This is a genomic window from Pseudoalteromonas sp. GB43, from assembly GCF_054923805.1.
Genome location: NZ_JBPCHJ010000001.1, coordinates 2,661,406 through 2,679,668 on the forward strand (window position 1 = coordinate 2,661,406; position 18,263 = coordinate 2,679,668).

Below are 18,263 nucleotides of genomic sequence, written 5' to 3' on the forward strand. Positions count from 1 at the left end.
ACTACTTTTTGTTGAATAGGGCAACCGCGGCGTTACTCATTGCTGTAATTCCAGTAGGAAGTGCTTTTTTGTAATCAGGTGCAAACTTACTTGAGTGTAAAGAAGGTAATGTTGCGCCAGATTGCATTGCTGAGTCATATTGACTCGGTTCAACACCGCCTAACCAAAACAAAGTAATCGGCACATTTTGTTCTGTACGGCCATAAAGGCCAAAGTCTTCACCGGCCATTACAGCTTCAGTTTCAAGTACATTGTCTTCACCAATAGCGTTAGCAATTGCTGATCGCACTACATTGGTTTGTGCAGGATTGTTATAAGTTGAAGGAATTGACTCATCTTCATGCACATAGACTTCTGGTGCTAAGCTTTCGTCAAGCCCAGCACTTAATGCGATGCCTTTAGTAATTCGTTTAATTGCCGCGATTTGTTGTAAACGAACTTCAGGGTTATAGCTACGCAATGTAAGTTGTAGTTTTACTTCATCTGAAATGACATTGTGTTTAGAGCCTCCATGAATTGAGCCAACGGTGATCACTGACGGCTCGAGTGGTGACAATTCGCGACTAGTAATAGTTTGCAGTGCCAATACAATACGTGAAGCAATCACAACTGGGTCTATTGTTGTGTGTGGGTAGGCACCGTGACCGCCTTTGCCCTTTACTGTAATATCAACAGAGTCAACACTTGCCATTGTATATTCAGTTTTCATGCTAACTTTACCAGCAGGAACACTTGCACTTACATGCAAACCAATAACATGATCTGGAGTAGGGTACTTAGTAAAAAGCCCTTCTTTAAGCATTGCTTTTGCACCACCGCCAACTTCCTCTGCAGGTTGTGCGACCATCATTAACGTACCTTGCCACTGATCTTTATGTGTCATTAACTGTTGTGCTGTGCCAATAAATGAACTCATGTGAATATCATGACCACAACCATGCATTACGCCAACGGTTGCACCAGCATCATTTGTTACAGTCACTTTAGAAGCGTAAGGTTTTCCAGTTTGCTCAACAATTGGTAGTCCATCAGTATCAGTGCGGATCATTACTGTAGGACATCACCGTTTTCATAAATACCAACAACGCCATAACCACCTACATTATCTGTAACAGTAAAGCCCAGTTGTTTTAATTGCTTTGCAAGCTTTTGGCCCGTTTCTTTTTCATGGTAAGACAGCTCAGGAGATTGATGTAAGTCTAAATAGAGCTTTTCAATTTCAGGCATAGTCTTCTGAAGGTTTAAATCGAGCGTTGTTGCTTGTGCGAATGGACTAAGAAGTAATAAAGCTGCAGAAATAGCAGATAATTTCATAATGACCTCGACCCGTGGGGCTTGTAATTGTTATGTTTGCCACTATATAAAAACCTAAATACTTATATAGTGCAATCAATCAAATGAATAATATGATAAACCTTACCCCACAAAATTTGCAGCAAGCATTGGGTGAAACGTCAGCTGAAAAGCTAGTGCTACTTACTTTTTACTCTGCGCAAAACCCAGAATGCCATCAGCAAGCTGTAATTTTAGAGAAAATAGCAAATGAGTATGGTGAGCATTTATTAGTAGCGACATTAGATTGCGATGTTGAGCAAGCTCTTGCAGGGCAACTTGCGCAGCAAATTGGTTTACAAGCATTACCAACGCTTGTGATGTTAAAAGATTCAGCACCTGTCGATATGTTACCGGGTGCTCAAACAGAACAGCAAATTCGTGATGCGCTAGCTAAACATTTACCAGCTCAACATGAGTTATTATTAGAGCAAGCTAAGCAAGCGTTAATTAATCAAGATCTAAATAATGCCTTTAACTATGCAAAGCAGGCTTATGAGCTTGATCCAAATCACACACGTGTAAAGTTAGTTTTAGCTGATATCTGTATTCAAATTCATAAATTAGAAGATGCACAAGCATTATTAGATTCGGTTGCAGAAAACGAACGTGATGCGTATTTCACAAATATTCAAGCAAAATGTGAGCAAGCATTAGCTGCAACAGATTCGCCAGAGATAAAAGTACTGCAGGATAAAGTTGAAAAATACCCAAATGATTTAGAGATAAAAGTAGAACTAAGTAATGCTCTTAATAGCGCGGGTCGTAAAGAAGAAGCACTAGAGATGTTATTTAATGTACTTAAAAAAATCTTAACTACGCAGATGCAAAACCAACCTATCTAGAAATTATCGCTTCTTTACCTGATGGCGATGCCTTGGCATCTAAGTATCGTCGTAAGTTATATAGTATCTTGTACTAATTAAGAGTTGATTGATAAAAGCGCCACTAAGATTGTGGCTCTTTTTTTTATTTAAAAACTTGCGTATTACCTAATTTCGATAATACTTAAGATCCTCTCGAGAAAAGTTGGCTGTATTTTGTACAGCAAACTGTGTTTTTTACTGCCTTTAGCTTGTTTTTTGCGCGAAAGGTAAGTTTTTAGTAGTTTTCTACAAAAAGTGCTTGCGTTAATTCTTTGCATCCCTATAATGCGCATCCACTGATACGGCGGGCAGCAATGAAAAGCGCTGAACAAAGTGACAGAGAGTTAAGTAAAACTTCGGTTTAAAACGGTCTAAAAAGAAAGTTTAAAATTAAGTGTTGACTCGAAAAATTAAGGATGTATTATACGCATCCCTAGCGACAGCGTCGCAACGTTCTTTAACAATATAAAGCAATCATCTGTGTGGGCACTCGTACAGATTGAGTTCTAACAGCGAAGCTTAGTTTACTAAGTGGAGCAAACAAATTTAGAGTCTCAAATGTAACTGAGTGACTATATAGTCAATTCGTTTTGATTTTACTTTTTTAAAAAGTAGAAACAAACAATCAGAATTCATTGAGCATGGTTTGAAGTTTACTTCAAGCAAAAAACTTTTAATTGAAGAGTTTGATCATGGCTCAGATTGAACGCTGGCGGCAGGCCTAACACATGCAAGTCGAGCGGTAACAGAGAGTAGCTTGCTACTCTGCTGACGAGCGGCGGACGGGTGAGTAATGCTTGGGAATATGCCTTATGGTGGGGGACAACAGTTGGAAACGACTGCTAATACCGCATGATGTCTACGGACCAAAGTGGGGGACCTTCGGGCCTCACGCCATAAGATTAGCCCAAGTGGGATTAGCTAGTTGGTGAGGTAATGGCTCACCAAGGCGACGATCCCTAGCTGGTTTGAGAGGATGATCAGCCACACTGGGACTGAGACACGGCCCAGACTCCTACGGGAGGCAGCAGTGGGGAATATTGCACAATGGGCGCAAGCCTGATGCAGCCATGCCGCGTGTGTGAAGAAGGCCTTCGGGTTGTAAAGCACTTTCAGTAAGGAGGAAAGGTTAAGTGTTAATAGCACTTAGCTGTGACGTTACTTACAGAAGAAGCACCGGCTAACTCCGTGCCAGCAGCCGCGGTAATACGGAGGGTGCGAGCGTTAATCGGAATTACTGGGCGTAAAGCGTACGCAGGCGGTTTGTTAAGCGAGATGTGAAAGCCCCGGGCTCAACCTGGGAACTGCATTTCGAACTGGCAAACTAGAGTGTGATAGAGGGTGGTAGAATTTCAGGTGTAGCGGTGAAATGCGTAGAGATCTGAAGGAATACCGATGGCGAAGGCAGCCACCTGGGTCAACACTGACGCTCATGTACGAAAGCGTGGGGAGCAAACAGGATTAGATACCCTGGTAGTCCACGCCGTAAACGATGTCTACTAGAAGCTCGGGTCTTCGGACTTGTTTTTCAAAGCTAACGCATTAAGTAGACCGCCTGGGGAGTACGGCCGCAAGGTTAAAACTCAAATGAATTGACGGGGGCCCGCACAAGCGGTGGAGCATGTGGTTTAATTCGATGCAACGCGAAGAACCTTACCTACACTTGACATACAGAGAACTTACCAGAGATGGTTTGGTGCCTTCGGGAACTCTGATACAGGTGCTGCATGGCTGTCGTCAGCTCGTGTTGTGAGATGTTGGGTTAAGTCCCGCAACGAGCGCAACCCCTATCCTTAGTTGCCAGCGATTCGGTCGGGAACTCTAAGGAGACTGCCGGTGATAAACCGGAGGAAGGTGGGGACGACGTCAAGTCATCATGGCCCTTACGTGTAGGGCTACACACGTGCTACAATGGCGCATACAGAGTGCTGCGAACCTGCGAGGGTAAGCGAATCACTTAAAGTGCGTCGTAGTCCGGATTGGAGTCTGCAACTCGACTCCATGAAGTCGGAATCGCTAGTAATCGCGTATCAGAATGACGCGGTGAATACGTTCCCGGGCCTTGTACACACCGCCCGTCACACCATGGGAGTGGGTTGCTCCAGAAGTGGATAGTCTAACCTTCGGGAGGACGTTCACCACGGAGTGATTCATGACTGGGGTGAAGTCGTAACAAGGTAGCCCTAGGGGAACCTGGGGCTGGATCACCTCCTTATACGATTTAGAACTTATTTGTTCGTAGTGTCCACACAGATGATTGTTAGTTAGCTAAACCACTTTGGTTTAACTAATTAATATGCTCTTTAAAAATTTGGAAAGCTGATATTAAAATTCTTATAGATATTCGTATCTATAAAGAGTTTTCAAAAGTAAAAAATATGCCAGTTAATCAGCAATGATTAATCGGTATCTACTTTAGTATTCTCATCATTATTTGATGAATTAACTTCTGGCGAAGTTAACAGCTGTCACTAACAAAGACCCGTTTGGGTTGTATGGTTAAGTGACTAAGCGTACACGGTGGATGCCTTGGCAGTTGGAGGCGATGAAGGACGTATTAACTTGCGATAAGCCTAGTCAAGCTAGTAAAAAGCGCTTGAGACTAGGATTTCCGAATGGGGAAACCCACCTGCTTGCAGGTATCTTACACTGAATACATAGGTGTAAGAGGCGAACGCGGAGAACTGAAACATCTAAGTACCCGTAGGAACAGAAATCAACCGAGATTCCGGAAGTAGCGGCGAGCGAAACCGGACCAGCCCTTAAGCTTATTATGTGTTAGTGGAACATTCTGGAAAGTTTGACGATACAGGGTGATAGTCCCGTACACGAAAATGCATCTTAAGTGAAATCGAGTAGGTCGGAGCACGTGAAACTTTGACTGAATATAGGTGGACCATCATCTAAGGCTAAATACTCCCAACTGACCGATAGTGAACCAGTACCGTGAGGGAAAGGCGAAAAGAACCCCTGTGAGGGGAGTGAAATAGAACCTGAAACCGTGTACGTACAAGCAGTAGGAGCCCTTCGAGGGTGACTGCGTACCTTTTGTATAATGGGTCAGCGACTTATATTTTGTAGCGAGGTTAACCGATTAGGGTAGCCGTAGGGAAACCGAGTCTTAACTGGGCGTATAGTTGCAAGGTATAGACCCGAAACCCGGTGATCTAGCCATGGGCAGGTTGAAGGTTGAGTAACATCAACTGGAGGACCGAACCCACTAACGTTGAAAAGTTAGGGGATGACCTGTGGCTAGGAGTGAAAGGCTAATCAAACCGGGAGATAGCTGGTTCTCCCCGAAATCTATTTAGGTAGAGCCTCGGACGAATACTTACGGGGGTAGAGCACTGTTAAGGCTAGGGGGTCATCCCGACTTACCAACCCTTTGCAAACTCCGAATACCGTAAAGTACTATCCGGGAGACACACGGCGGGTGCTAACGTCCGTCGTGAAGAGGGAAACAACCCAGACCGCCAGCTAAGGTCCCAAAGTCATAGTTAAGTGGGAAACGATGTGGAAAGGCCCAGACAGCCAGGAGGTTGGCTTAGAAGCAGCCATCCTTTAAAGAAAGCGTAATAGCTCACTGGTCGAGTCGGTCTGCGCGGAAGATGTAACGGGGCTAAACTATGCACCGAAGCTGCGGATTCAAACTATGTTTGAGTGGTAGGGGAGCGTTCTGTAAGCCGTTGAAGGTGTACCGGGAGGTTTGCTGGAGGTATCAGAAGTGCGAATGCTGACATGAGTAACGATAATGCGGGTGAAAAACCCGCACGCCGGAAGACCAAGGGTTCCTATCCCATGTTAATCAGGGTAGGGTAAGTCGACCCCTAAGGCGAGGCCGAAAGGCGTAGTCGATGGGAAACGGGTTAATATTCCCGTACTTGGTATAATTGCGATGGGGGGACGGAGCAGGCTAAACAAGCATGGCGTTGGTTGTCCATGTGAAAGTGAGTAGGTTGGTGACTTAGGAAAATCCGGGTTGCTAAGACTGAGACACGAGACGAGCACCCAAGGGTGTGAAGTTGTTGATGCCATACTTCCAGGAAAAGCCTCTAAGCTTCAGATTATACCGAATCGTACCCCAAACCGACACAGGTGGTCAGGTAGAGAATACTAAGGCGCTTGAGAGAACTCGGGTGAAGGAACTAGGCAAAATTGTACCGTAACTTCGGGAGAAGGTACGCTCCTATCTGTGATGAGACTTGCTCTCTAAGCGGACGGGAGCCGCAGTGACCAGGTGGCTGGGACTGTTTATTAAAAACACAGCACTGTGCAAAATCGCAAGATGACGTATACGGTGTGACACCTGCCCGGTGCCGGAAGGTTAATTGATGGGGTTAGTTTTCGGACGAAGCTCTTGATCGAAGCCCCGGTAAACGGCGGCCGTAACTATAACGGTCCTAAGGTAGCGAAATTCCTTGTCGGGTAAGTTCCGACCTGCACGAATGGTGTAACCATGGCCACGCTGTCTCCACCCGAGACTCAGTGAAATTGAAATCGCAGTGAAGATGCTGTGTACCCGCGGCTAGACGGAAAGACCCCGTGAACCTTTACTACAGCTTGGCACTGAACATTGACCCTACATGTGTAGGATAGGTGGGAGGCTTTGAAGCAAAAACGCTAGTTTTTGTGGAGCCGTCCTTGAAATACCACCCTTGTAGTGTTGATGTTCTAACGTTGGCCCCTAATCGGGGTTACGGACAGTGCCTGGTGGGTAGTTTGACTGGGGCGGTCTCCTCCCAAAGAGTAACGGAGGAGCACGAAGGTTGGCTAAGTACGGTCGGACATCGTACGGTTAGTGTAATGGTAGAAGCCAGCTTAACTGCGAGACAGACACGTCGAGCAGGTACGAAAGTAGGTCATAGTGATCCGGTGGTTCTGAATGGAAGGGCCATCGCTCAACGGATAAAAGGTACTCCGGGGATAACAGGCTGATACCGCCCAAGAGTTCATATCGACGGCGGTGTTTGGCACCTCGATGTCGGCTCATCACATCCTGGGGCTGAAGTCGGTCCCAAGGGTATGGCTGTTCGCCATTTAAAGTGGTACGCGAGCTGGGTTTAGAACGTCGTGAGACAGTTCGGTCCCTATCTGCCGTGGGCGTTTGAGAATTGAGAGGGGTTGCTCCTAGTACGAGAGGACCGGAGTGAACGAACCGCTGGTGTTCGGGTTGTCATGCCAATGGCACTGCCCGGTAGCTACGTTCGGAACTGATAAGCGCTGAAAGCATCTAAGCGCGAAGCAGGCCTCGAGATGAGTTCTCACTAGACTTTTAAAGTCTCTGAAGGGCCGTTGAAGACTACAACGTTGATAGGCAGGATGTGGAAGTGGTGTGAGCCATTAAGCTAACCTGTACTAATTACCCGTGAGGCTTAACCATACAACGCCAAACGCGTTTTATGACAGCGTAACGACAGAAGTTAAGAAACTAAAGTAGACAATTACTTGATATCAGAATTCCAGATTTATTAATTTGCTCAAAAGAGCGAATTAAAACCAAATTTGCTTGGTGACAATAGCGTTTTGGACCCACCTGACCCCATGCCGAACTCAGTAGTGAAACGAAACAGCGCCGATGATAGTGTAGCAGCTGCTATGTGAAAGTAGGTCATCGCCAGGCTCAAAATTAAAGTGTTAGGTTTCTCTTAGCAGCTGCTATGTGTCTCTCTACCGCTGTGGGCACTTGGTCATATCCAGGCTCCAAATTCAGTCGCAAGACTTTAAATAAAGTCGAAAGACTATAAATAAAATAATAAGAAAATTGAAAAGAATTTTCTTGGTGACAATAGCGTTTTGGACCCACCTGACCCCATGCCGAACTCAGTAGTGAAACGAAACAGCGCCGATGATAGTGTAGCAGCTGCTATGTGAAAGTAGGTCATCGCCAGGATCCTATTAAAGAAAGCCCGATTCGAAAGAATCGGGCTTTTTTGCGTCTGGGAGCTGTCAGCTTTCAGCCGTTAGACGTCAGCTGAAATACAGAGATATCAGAGGTTAGATGTCATACCAATCCGCTTAATTAAGTAGTCTATTTTGAGGCAATAAAACCTCGTTGATAACAAGGCAAAAATTTCGTTATTTAGTTGTTCTAAATGAGAAATTTTTAACGCCGTTAGCGACAGGTTTAATCCCTCAAAATGATTAAGTATTATTGCGGGTTGGTATCAGTTGAACTGTGTGGTTGTTTAGTACCGAGACTCCCTCAGCATTCACTCTGTTCATTCTCCAGGTAGGTTGGGTAGAGCGTAGCGAAACCCAACACGAGTTAGCGAGTTGCTAGTTAGCAAGGATAAAGTTTAAATTTCAAGGTCAAGTCTGGCGTAAGAATGGCTTCAGCAATGAATATTTTTTTTATTATTTCGGCACTGAAGTGCCTCCAACAAGATTTTATTACTTAAAGAGACTCTGCCCCAAATACCCACACCGCGCGGCTGATCGCTGACGGCTGAAAGCTGATAGCTCTGTGTTGGGTTTCGCTGTGCTCTACCCAACCTACGCCAGATCCTCAAACTTTTCCCTTTCTAACTTGCAACTTTACTCTCGCAAACTTGCTTCCCCTACCTTGTTATGCGATAAAGCGTTTTATATTTGTAATACAATTAAGGTTTGCTGTGTCTCGTAAGAAAACGACCAAGTCAAAAGGTTCTTCAGGTTTAAATCGTAAAAATAGTGAAGCATTTATTGCTAAGTTCTCATCGCATCCAGATACGCATCTATGCCCGTCGGGGTTAATGTATAAAGTGATTGATGAAGTTGAAGGGGAGCGAGTAACAGAGTTCGATACAGTGGTTATTAATCAACGTATTATGCTTGCTGATGGCAGTGTTATTGCCGACAGTTATAAAGCGGGTATGCCTGAGGTGTTCGCATTATCCGAAGCTATAGAAGGGTTAAGAGAAGGGTTGCTATTAATGAATATCGGCTCTCGTTATGAATTTGTGATCCCCCCAGAGCTTGCTTGGGGTAAAAAAGGTAACGGTGGCAAAATTGGCGCAAATGCAGTGCTGCATTTTGATGTTCGTTTAATGCGTTTAGCTTAACTCTCTGAGCATAACAGCCTTAGCATAAGTCGACAGAGTATTTAAAACGCGTTAACGTTCACTAATGGTTTACTGAGGAACATTATGGACGCATTTACTTCACGAGTTTACTTTCTTCGCCATGGCGAAATAGCTACGCCTGGAATTCTTTCTGGGCAAATCGATGTCGATTTATCAGAGCTTGGTCATAAGCAAATGCGCCAAGCCTCTGCTGAGCTCATAAATTTAAATGCCATATATAGCTCACCACTAAAGCGTTGCTCAGTCCACGCTGATTATTTAGCAAATCAGCACTCACTGCATGTACAGTATTATAACGCGCTGAAAGAGTTTAATTTTGGTGATTGGGATGGCCAAGATTACCAACAGCTTTGGCAGCAAACAAGTAAGCCTCATATTGGTGATTTTTGGCAGCACCCATGGCAAGTAAAAGTACCAAATGGTGAATCTATGGCAGACTTTTACGCCCGGGTAGAGGCATGGTGGCAAACATTTTTACAATCACTATGTGAATCTAAGCATGAACAGTCATTGGTAATTAGTCATGCTGGAGTGATCAAACAAATTCTCGCTATTGTTTGTCAGATGCCAAAACAATCAGCCACGCATTTAAATGTTTTTCATCTTCCTTATGCAGGGCTTATTACACTTGATGTATATATAGATGAACAAGGAGAAGCTTGGCCTAAAATTGTTTTTTAGCCATCTAGAGCGATATTCATTGAATTATTTACTTAGCCCGCCATAATACTCATATGCTATGGAATGGAGTGAAATTCTCCAGCTGTTCCCGCAACTGTAATCCATCTAAATAATGGTCAGCCAGATACTTAGCACTAACAATTAATCATCGAGCGGGTCAACTCACGTCATTTTCTGGTACTTACCAGTGCTTTCTTGTGCGTTGCGATTGCTCGTCAAGAGAGAATAAGCTTGCAACAAAATAGCCTTAGCGCTGCGCCATTAATATCAGTGTCTGATTTAAGTTGGGGTACTGCGAATAAAACTATACTTAAATCAATTAACCTTGAGTTAAAAGCAGGGCAGTTTATCGGTCTACTCGGCCCTAATGGTGCGGGTAAATCAAGCTTGCTGCGTTGCCTTTATCGTTACTTGAAACCTCAGCAAGGGGTTGTGCTGCTAAGCGGTCAAGATATTTGGCAAATCAGTGCTGATGAATATGCAAAGCAGGTTGCAGTGGTTTTACAAGAGTCTCCATCGCAGTTTAATTTGTCTTTGTTCGATGTAGTGAGTTTAGGCTTAACACCTCATAAGCGACTTTTCAGCGGCACGTCTGCCAATGATAAGCAGCGAATATATCAAGCTATAGAGCAGGTTGGTTTATCTCATCACAGTGAACAAGCATTTGTTTCGCTCTCTGGTGGCGAAAAGCAAAGAGCGCTCATTGCACGCTCTATCGTACAACAACCTAAGTTGCTCATCATGGATGAGCCTACCAGCCACCTTGATGTTAAATACCAAATTCAAATAATGGAGTTAGCAAAGTCCCTTGATGTGACTGTGCTTGCCTCGTTTCATGACTTAAATCTCGCAGCAAGTTTGTGTGATGAACTCATCGTGATTGATGAGGGGTGCTTGGTTTGTCAGGGGCAACCAAAAGCGGTACTTACTGAGCAGCTGTTGAGTGATGTATTTGGTGTCTGCGCAGCGGTATCTGCTCACCCGCAATCAAGTATTGATAAGTTTATTCCGCACATCACTTATTTTTATGGCTATCAGACACAGGAGCATCAACATGACTGATGCAATGCGTTTAAGTATCTGTGTTGTCGTAGGGCTTATTAGTTGTTTTTTTGCATTGAGCTTTGGTGCTGCAAATACGCCACTGAGTGATGTTTTTAATGGTTTGTTTAGCCAAGGTAGCGATGAATTTGTGCAGCGTATTATTTGGCAGTTACGTATGCCCAGAACAATGCTGGCATTTTTAGCAGGTTCTGGGCTGGCTCTTGCAGGATTAATTTTGCAGACCGTAACCCGAAACCCGCTTGCTGACCCTTACTTGTTTGGTATTTCTTCTGGGGCTTCATTTGGTGTGGTGTGCTTTATAGCCCTAACCGGTGTGAGTTTTGGCTTTAGTATGTCAGTTGCAGCATTTGCCGGAAGCTTACTTTCTATGCTGTTGCTTATTGCTATTGCAGGGCGTCGCCATGTTGGCCAAGTTGAAGCCATGTTACTCGCTGGTGTTGCTTTATCTTTCTTATTTAGTGCTCTGACTAGTCTGCTGCTTTATTTTAGCGATCCACAAGCCATCACCGCTATCTTGTTTTGGACGATGGGCAGTTTTTCTCGTGCTCAGTGGGACACTCTTTGGCTGCCGTTTGCCGTTATTATTGCCTGTATGACTTTGATGATTGCATTTCGTCGTCAGCTAAATGCGATGCTGCTTGGTGATGAAAGTGCAGCGACTTTGGGGATTCATGTACAACGCTTTCGGATCATGATGCTACTGCTAAGTTCATTAATAACAGCGGTGCTTGTTGCTATGTGTGGTGGCGTTGGTTTTGTCGGCCTGATGATCCCACATATTGTGCGCTACTTTTCGCCGCAAGGCAGCAGCCATAACTTAGTTATGACATCCTTGGTCGGTGGCATTTTTATGGTGTGGGTCGATGTGTTATGCCGAACCCTATTGAATAACCAAGAACTACCTGTTGGTGTGATCACAGCCGCTATCGGTAGTGTGTTCTTTTTATTCTTACTTTATTTTCGTAAACAGAGCAGGTAGCTAATGTTTAATATCATGCCTATTGATCAGCAATTTTCAGCTGTAATTCAACAAAAAATAGACCTTAAAACAAAGCCGCTAGGCGCTTTAGGTCAGCTTGAAAGTTGTGCCAAACAATTAACGCTTATTTTTTCAAAGCAGCTTGATACTGAGCAGGCGCTAGTTGCCTTTAAACCGGTTATTTCAAACCCTTCTCTAGTTGTATTTGCAGGCGATCATGGTGTGGCAAGCCAAGGCGTGTCAATTGCTCCTAGCAGCGTTACATCACAAATGGTGGCAAACTTTGCAGCAGGAGGCGCAGCGATTAATGTATTTTGTCGCCAGCTTGGCTGGCAGCTGGAAGTTGTGGATGCAGGAACTCTCAATACTTCACACGATAAAAGAGTGCATAACCAGCGTTTAGGTGAAATCACTGCACCACTGAATACTGAAATGGCCATGTCACTTAGCCAGGTCGAAAAAGGGTTTGCATTAGCCAAACAGCGAGTTCATTCACTCTATGAGCAAGGTTGTAATACCATCGCCTTTGGTGAGATGGGTATTGGCAATACCACAAGTGCTGCGGCATTAATGGCTGCCATTTTGTCTTTACCTGCCAGCCAATGTGTTGGTAAAGGCACAGGTGTGAGCGACGAGGTTATAGCTAAAAAAATTAAAGTTGTTGAGCAAGCACTTCAATTACACCAAGCTCATTTTGATGACCCACTAATGACACTCGCTGCATTAGGTGGTTTTGAAATTGTTCAGATCACCGGTGCCATTTTAGCTGCTGCGGAACTTGGTATGGCGGTGATCGTGGATGGCTTTATTTGTACTGCAGCGGCGCTTGTTGCAACTCGCATTAATGCAAACGCTCGCGATTATATGTTATTTGCTCATGCTTCTGATGAGCAAGGGCACAAAGCAATGCTCAATGCCTTGCACGCAACACCTTTATTGCAGCTTGATTTAAGATTAGGAGAGGGCACCGGGGCTGCGCTTGCCTTACCTTTACTGCAAGCATCTTTGGCGTTTTACAATGACATGGCAAGTTTTGCCGATGCCAATGTTGAGCAAGTTGTCTGATATGAGCGCTGAACAACACACTTCTGACTCTACCCCAAGCCAGCTTCAACTATTTTTACTGGCACTTAGTTTTTTAACGCGTATACCCGTTAAGTTAAACTTTGCAGTATCGAGTCAGGCACTCAATCAGGCCAGCCGCTATTTTGCATTGGTCGGTGTGATATTAGGTGTACTTTTAGCGCTGAGCTTTTTGCTGCTAAGTTGGTTATTCCCTGCAGCCATTGCAGTTGCCTTAGTTATGGCGTTTAGCTTGATAATTACAGGGGCATTTCATGAAGATGGCCTTGCAGATGTCTGGGATGGCTTTGGTGGTGGTTGGCACGTTGCAGATAAGCTGAGCATTATGAAAGATAGTCGCTTAGGTACCTATGGTGCTGCGGCGCTTGTGATGGCCTTATTAATTAAGTACCAAACACTCGTCGCACTTAGTGAAGTAACCAGTACTGTGATTATTGCACTTGTTTTAGGGCAAAGCTTAAGTCGGGTTGTAGCAACAAGTTTAATTGCAGACATGGACTATGTAAGTCAGGACGCCACATCTAAAGTAAAACCCATTGCGATGCATTTAAGCACGCAGAGTTATCAAATACTGCTAGCAACTGGCGGTGCGGTGTTAGCAATTGCATGGTTGTTTTTTGGCTTCACTCTAGGGCAATTATTAATACTCATCAGTGTGCTTTGTGTTACTCGCTTACTATTAAAGCGCTGGTTTGAAAAACAGTTATCTGGCTACACCGGCGATTGCTTAGGGGCAGCCCAGCAAGTATCTGAGCTTGTTACTTACCTTTGCTTGGTGAGTTTATTATGAGCCAACAACATACTTTAATTTTAGGCGGTGCTCGCAGCGGTAAAAGCCGTTTTGCTGAGCAGCTGGCAACAGATTCAAACAAGCCGCTTATCTATATTGCCACAGCCAATGCGGGTGATGAAGAAATGACAGCCCGAATTAATAGGCATCAAGCAGAGCGCGCTAAGCATTGGCAGCTTGTCGAAGAGCCTTTGTATTTGGCTAAAGCACTACAACAATATAGCCATGCTGAAAACTGTATTTTAGTGGACTGTTTAACCCTATGGTTGAGTAATTGCTTATGCCAGCAGGGTGAAGCATTTTGGCTTGAGCAAAAAGCGGCCTTACTCGATGTGCTATCGCAATTGCCGGGTGAGGTGATTTTTGTCAGCAATGAAGTGGGTCATGGTATTGTGCCGCTCGGTGAATTAAGCCGTCAGTTTGTTGATCATTCAGGTTGGTTACATCAAGCCTTAGCACAGCAAGTTGCACGTGTTGAGTTTGTGATTGCAGGTCTTGCACAAACCTTAAAAAGAGAACAATGATGAAAACATTAATGGTGCAAGGCACGACCTCAGATGCAGGTAAAAGTACTCTTGTAGCAGCACTTTGCCGGATCTTTGCTAATCGAGGCATTAAGGTTGCGCCTTTTAAGCCACAAAATATGGCGTTAAATAGCGCCGTAACCGAAGATGGTGGCGAAATAGGTCGCGCACAAGCTTTGCAAGCAGTAGCGGCAAAAGTCCCCGCAGAAGTCGATTTTAACCCTATCTTATTAAAACCTAACAGCGATACCGGGGCGCAGGTAATCGTTCATGGTAAAGCGCTGTCGAATATGGAAGCGGGCAGTTATCACGACTACAAAAAAGTGGCGATGGATGCAGTTCTTACTTCGCAGCAGCGTTTAAGTGAACGTTTTGAATTACTGGTTGTTGAAGGTGCAGGGAGCCCAGCAGAAATTAACCTGCGTGAAAACGACATTGCTAATATGGGTTACGCTGAGGCGGTTGATTGCCCGGTGATCATCATTGCCGATATCGATAAAGGCGGCGTGTTTGCTCATTTAGTCGGAACGTTAGCCTTGTTGTCTGAGTCGGAGCAAGCGCGCGTTAAAGGCTTTGTGATTAACCGTTTTCGTGGTGATATTGCGTTATTGCAAGGAGGCCTTGATTGGTTAGAGCAATACACCAATAAGCCAGTGCTTGGGGTGTTACCTTATTTACATGACTTAGCACTCGATGCAGAAGATGCCGTTGCTATAACTAATCAGGTAGATAAACCGCAATTACGCATAGCCGTGTTGCTACTTCCTCATATTAGTAATCACACAGACTTCGATGCACTGCGATTACAACCAGAAATTGATTTACAGTATGTACGTCATACCCAGGCTATTCCAAGTGTTGATCTGATTATTATTCCGGGCAGTAAAAATGTACTGAGCGATTTAGCGTTTTTAAAAAATGAAGGTTGGCATAAACAAATAACACGTCATTTACGCTATGGCGGTAAAGTGCTGGGAGTATGTGGTGGGCTGCAGATGCTAGGCAACTACCTTGCTGATCCACATGCAGTGGAGTCTAATTTAGGCAGCGCTGAAGGACTCGGACTTGCTGACTTTGAAACGCAATTAGGGCAACAAAAAGTACTAAGCCAAGTCTCTGGCATTCTTCATTTAAACAATCGCGATAAAGCAATTTCAGGTTATGAAATTCACGCCGGGATTAGTCAAGGACGGCACTTGATAAGCCATTTTTGAGTTTTAATGAACACCCAAGTGGATTCAAAGTAGATGGTTTTATTAGTGATGATAACCAAGTAGCAGGTACTTACTTACATGGCTTGTTCGATACCCCTGAAGGCGTATCTGAGCTAATAACTTGGCTTGCACCAAATAGCCAAATTAAGCCGATTGATATTAACTTAAACCGTGAACAGCAGTTAAACCGTTTAGCTAGTGTAGTAGCAGAGAATCTCGATATTGAACAAATCATCAATATTTATGAGAACTTCAACTTAGAGACATAAGGAACAACAATGAGCGAACAGAATCAAGATAAGCACCAACAACGCCAGCAAAAAGTAAAACAAAAAGTCGACGAACGGATTGCTGCTGCACAAAAAGAGCAGGGTATTTTTCAGGTTATAACTGGCAACGGTAAAGGGAAATCGACTTCTGGGTTTGGTACTGTTGCACGTGCGGTAGGTCACGGAATGAAAGCAGCTGTATGTCAGTTTATTAAAGGCACATGGGAGTGTGGTGAGCGTAACCTACTCGAAAAAGCGGGGGTTGAATTTGTTATTATGAACACCGGTTTTACTTGGGAAACACAAAACAAAGAGTCAGATACCGTTGCTGCGCAAGTGACATGGCAAGAAGCAAAAAGAATGCTGAAGGATGAGTCAATTAACCTCGTTATGCTAGATGAAATAACCTATATGATCACCTACGGCTATATTGATTTAGACGACGTGCTGGAGGCAGTTAGCTCTCGCCCTGCTATGCAATCGGTGATTATTACAGGTCGTGGTGCGCACCGAAAACTAACCGACTTAGCTGATACAGTCAGTGAAGTCAGAAACGTAAAACACGCTTTTGATGCAGGAATAAAAGCACAAAAAGGGTTCGATTATTAACATGAGAACCATCAAGTTTGCACTCGTAAGTGTTTTATTTTATTTACCAACATTGGCTCAGGCTAATGAAATAAAAGAGCCTCAACGTATTGTTGCCTTAGCCCCACATATCGTTGAAAACCTGTTTGCGATTGGTGCTGGAGAGCGCATTGTGGGTACTGTTGACTATGCAGACTTTCCTCAGCAAGCGAATGATATCGAACGGGTAGGTGGCTATTACGGGATTAACATGGAAAAACTGTTGTCGTTAAAACCAGACCTAGTTCTGGCTTGGAAAACGGGTAACAAAGCCGAAGATCTCGCTTACATTGAAAAGTTAGGTATTCCGGTAGCGTACAGCAATCCAAATCAGGTTGATAATGTGGCAGATGAACTACGTAAACTAGGCACGCTTACGCATTTGCAAACCAAGGCAAATAAAGTAGCCAAACAGTTTGAAACTAAACTCAATGCTATTCGCAGAGCGCAAGAAGGCAAACCGAAAGTGTCGGTGTTTTATCAATTATGGCCTGAGCCAATGATGACAGTTGGCGGAAATACTTGGATCAATCAGCTATTAACTATTTGTCATGCGGATAATGTGTTTGCTAATAGTGATACAGACTACCCGCGCATTAGTATTGAAAATGTATTGGTTGCCAATCCAGAGGTCGTGATTATTCCAGATGAAAAATCAAAAAAGCCTCAGCCTAAAATTGATTGGCGACAATGGTTTGAATTGCCAGCAGTGCAACATAACCAGTTTATTAGTGTAAACGCAGACTTATTGCACCGTTTTACAATCCGTATGCTTGATGGTTTGACCGACATGTGTGGTAAAATAGACGTTTCTCGTCAGCAAATACAGGCTTCAAAATGAACGATTGGCAAACATTTCTAGATACTGAGCTTGCTAAGCCCTACATGCAAGAAACCTTACAATATGTGGCCGATAGACGCGCAGCAGGCGTTACCGTTTATCCCAAAGACGAACAGGTATTCTCAGCTTTTGATGCTACCCCTTTGAATGAAGTTAAGGTGGTTATTTTAGGGCAAGATCCTTACCACGGAGAAGGGCAAGCCCATGGCTTGTGCTTTTCGGTATTACCAGAAGTTAAAAAGCTGCCCCCGTCTTTGAAAAATATGTACAAAGAGTTGGCTACTGATATAGAAGGTTTTGAGATACCTCATCATGGCTATTTGCAAAGCTGGGCCGAACAAGGCGTGTTCTTACTCAACACAGTATTAACGGTTGAGCAAGGGCAAGCTCATTCTCATAAGCATCTTGGCTGGGAAAAGTTTACTGATGCAGTAATTGCGCTTATCAATCAGCACTGTGACGGTGTGGTGTTTGTGTTATGGGGCGCACATGCTCAGAAAAAAGGTAAACACATTGATACCTCGCGTCATCATGTGATCCAAGGCCCGCATCCATCACCGCTTTCTGCACATCGTGGCTTTTTTGGTTGTCAGCATTTTTCAAAGACAAACCAGCTGCTTACTGATCAAAATAAAGCACCAGTAAATTGGTCTTTGCCGCAAATGCAAAAGGCCCTTGCGGGCCTTTAATTAAAAGTCTAATTCATCAAGCTCAACGCTGTCTGTGAAATAGTCTAACTCCTGTAGTTCTTTGCGAAGTCTATGCTTGTCTTTCAACGCTTCGATTTCGCGCCATTTTCTCTTTTTATTTTTTGTAGAGGTCTTTTTTGTTGTACTAGGACCTTCTAATATTTCTAAAATATCGTCTAGGCTATCCATGAACTTCTCCTATTGATTTTTTGAACCTCGGAAATACCTATACCACAGGCTGC

The 18,263-nt window shown here is 44.1% G+C and carries 11 protein-coding genes, 4 rRNA genes, 3 pseudogenes and 1 riboswitch; of the genes and pseudogenes, 16 read left to right on the forward strand and 2 right to left on the reverse strand.

Annotated features, from left to right (window positions below; genetic code table 11):
• Position 1: 1 nt before the first annotated feature.
• Positions 2-1,314: pseudogene (locus tag ACRWSG_RS12635) on the reverse strand (M20 metallopeptidase family protein).
• An 83-nt stretch (positions 1,315-1,397) separates the two neighbouring features.
• On the opposite strand from ACRWSG_RS12635, the pseudogene ACRWSG_RS12640 reads away from it, so the two are divergent.
• The 16 genes and pseudogenes from ACRWSG_RS12640 (at position 1,398) to ung (ending at position 18,021) form a co-directional block, all read left to right on the forward strand.
• A pseudogene (locus ACRWSG_RS12640) lies at positions 1,398-2,254 on the forward strand (tetratricopeptide repeat protein).
• Positions 2,255-2,872: 618 nt separating this feature from the next.
• Positions 2,873-4,413 (forward strand): 16S ribosomal RNA (locus ACRWSG_RS12645).
• Between the two features lie 282 nt (positions 4,414-4,695).
• A 23S ribosomal RNA gene (locus ACRWSG_RS12650) occupies positions 4,696-7,578 on the forward strand.
• A gap of 125 nt (positions 7,579-7,703) precedes the next feature.
• Positions 7,704-7,818: ribosomal RNA gene (rrf, locus tag ACRWSG_RS12655) — 5S ribosomal RNA — on the forward strand.
• Positions 7,819-7,973: 155 nt separating this feature from the next.
• A 5S ribosomal RNA gene (rrf, locus tag ACRWSG_RS12660) occupies positions 7,974-8,088 on the forward strand.
• The 16S, 23S and 5S rRNA genes sit together here, the layout of an rRNA operon.
• A gap of 721 nt (positions 8,089-8,809) precedes the next feature.
• The gene (locus ACRWSG_RS12665; protein WP_199528429.1) at positions 8,810-9,238 is read left to right on the forward strand and encodes an FKBP-type peptidyl-prolyl cis-trans isomerase; all 429 of its coding nucleotides are present in this window, start codon (positions 8,810-8,812) and stop codon (positions 9,236-9,238) included.
• Between the two features lie 84 nt (positions 9,239-9,322).
• Positions 9,323-9,940 carry a histidine phosphatase family protein gene (locus ACRWSG_RS12670; RefSeq protein ID WP_054554237.1) on the forward strand — a complete coding sequence of 206 codons (618 nt, stop codon included), beginning with the start codon at positions 9,323-9,325 and terminating at the stop codon, positions 9,938-9,940.
• A gap of 60 nt (positions 9,941-10,000) precedes the next feature.
• A riboswitch (cobalamin riboswitch) is annotated at positions 10,001-10,068 on the forward strand.
• 103 nt (positions 10,069-10,171) lie between these two features.
• Positions 10,172-11,002, forward strand: a complete 831-nt coding sequence (locus ACRWSG_RS12675; RefSeq protein ID WP_462166462.1) for an ABC transporter ATP-binding protein — start codon at positions 10,172-10,174, stop codon at positions 11,000-11,002.
• Complete coding sequence (locus ACRWSG_RS12680) at positions 10,995-11,984, forward strand: FecCD family ABC transporter permease (RefSeq protein ID WP_462166463.1); 990 nt, start codon at positions 10,995-10,997, stop codon at positions 11,982-11,984. The genes ACRWSG_RS12675 and ACRWSG_RS12680 overlap by 8 nt, the downstream gene beginning before the upstream one ends.
• Positions 11,985-11,987: 3 nt before the next feature.
• Positions 11,988-13,049: a nicotinate-nucleotide--dimethylbenzimidazole phosphoribosyltransferase gene (gene cobT, locus ACRWSG_RS12685; RefSeq protein ID WP_462166464.1), complete on the forward strand. Its 1,062-nt coding sequence runs from the start codon at positions 11,988-11,990 to the stop codon at positions 13,047-13,049.
• Entirely contained in the window at positions 13,003-13,857 is an 855-nt protein-coding gene (locus tag ACRWSG_RS12690; RefSeq protein WP_235372651.1) for an adenosylcobinamide-GDP ribazoletransferase, read from the forward strand. Before cobT ends, ACRWSG_RS12690 begins: the two co-directional genes overlap by 47 nt.
• The gene (gene cobU / locus ACRWSG_RS12695; RefSeq protein ID WP_054554242.1) at positions 13,854-14,381 is read left to right on the forward strand and encodes a bifunctional adenosylcobinamide kinase/adenosylcobinamide-phosphate guanylyltransferase; all 528 of its coding nucleotides are present in this window, start codon (positions 13,854-13,856) and stop codon (positions 14,379-14,381) included. The genes ACRWSG_RS12690 and cobU overlap by 4 nt, the downstream gene beginning before the upstream one ends.
• Positions 14,381-15,864, forward strand: a pseudogene (locus ACRWSG_RS12700) (cobyric acid synthase). The gene cobU and the pseudogene ACRWSG_RS12700 overlap by 1 nt, the downstream one beginning before the upstream one ends.
• Positions 15,865-15,873: 9 nt before the next feature.
• The gene (gene cobO, locus ACRWSG_RS12705) at positions 15,874-16,473 is read left to right on the forward strand and encodes a cob(I)yrinic acid a,c-diamide adenosyltransferase (protein WP_054554244.1); all 600 of its coding nucleotides are present in this window, start codon (positions 15,874-15,876) and stop codon (positions 16,471-16,473) included.
• Position 16,474: 1 nt separating this feature from the next.
• Complete coding sequence (locus tag ACRWSG_RS12710; RefSeq protein ID WP_462166465.1) at positions 16,475-17,332, forward strand: cobalamin-binding protein; 858 nt, start codon at positions 16,475-16,477, stop codon at positions 17,330-17,332.
• Entirely contained in the window at positions 17,329-18,021 is a 693-nt protein-coding gene (gene ung, locus ACRWSG_RS12715; protein WP_054554246.1) for a uracil-DNA glycosylase, read from the forward strand. Before ACRWSG_RS12710 ends, ung begins: the two co-directional genes overlap by 4 nt.
• On the opposite strand, the gene ACRWSG_RS12720 is transcribed toward ung, so the two are convergent.
• Positions 18,022-18,210, reverse strand: a complete 189-nt coding sequence (locus ACRWSG_RS12720) for a DUF3545 family protein (RefSeq protein ID WP_054554247.1) — start codon at positions 18,208-18,210, stop codon at positions 18,022-18,024.
• Between the last annotated feature and the right edge of the window lie 53 nt (positions 18,211-18,263).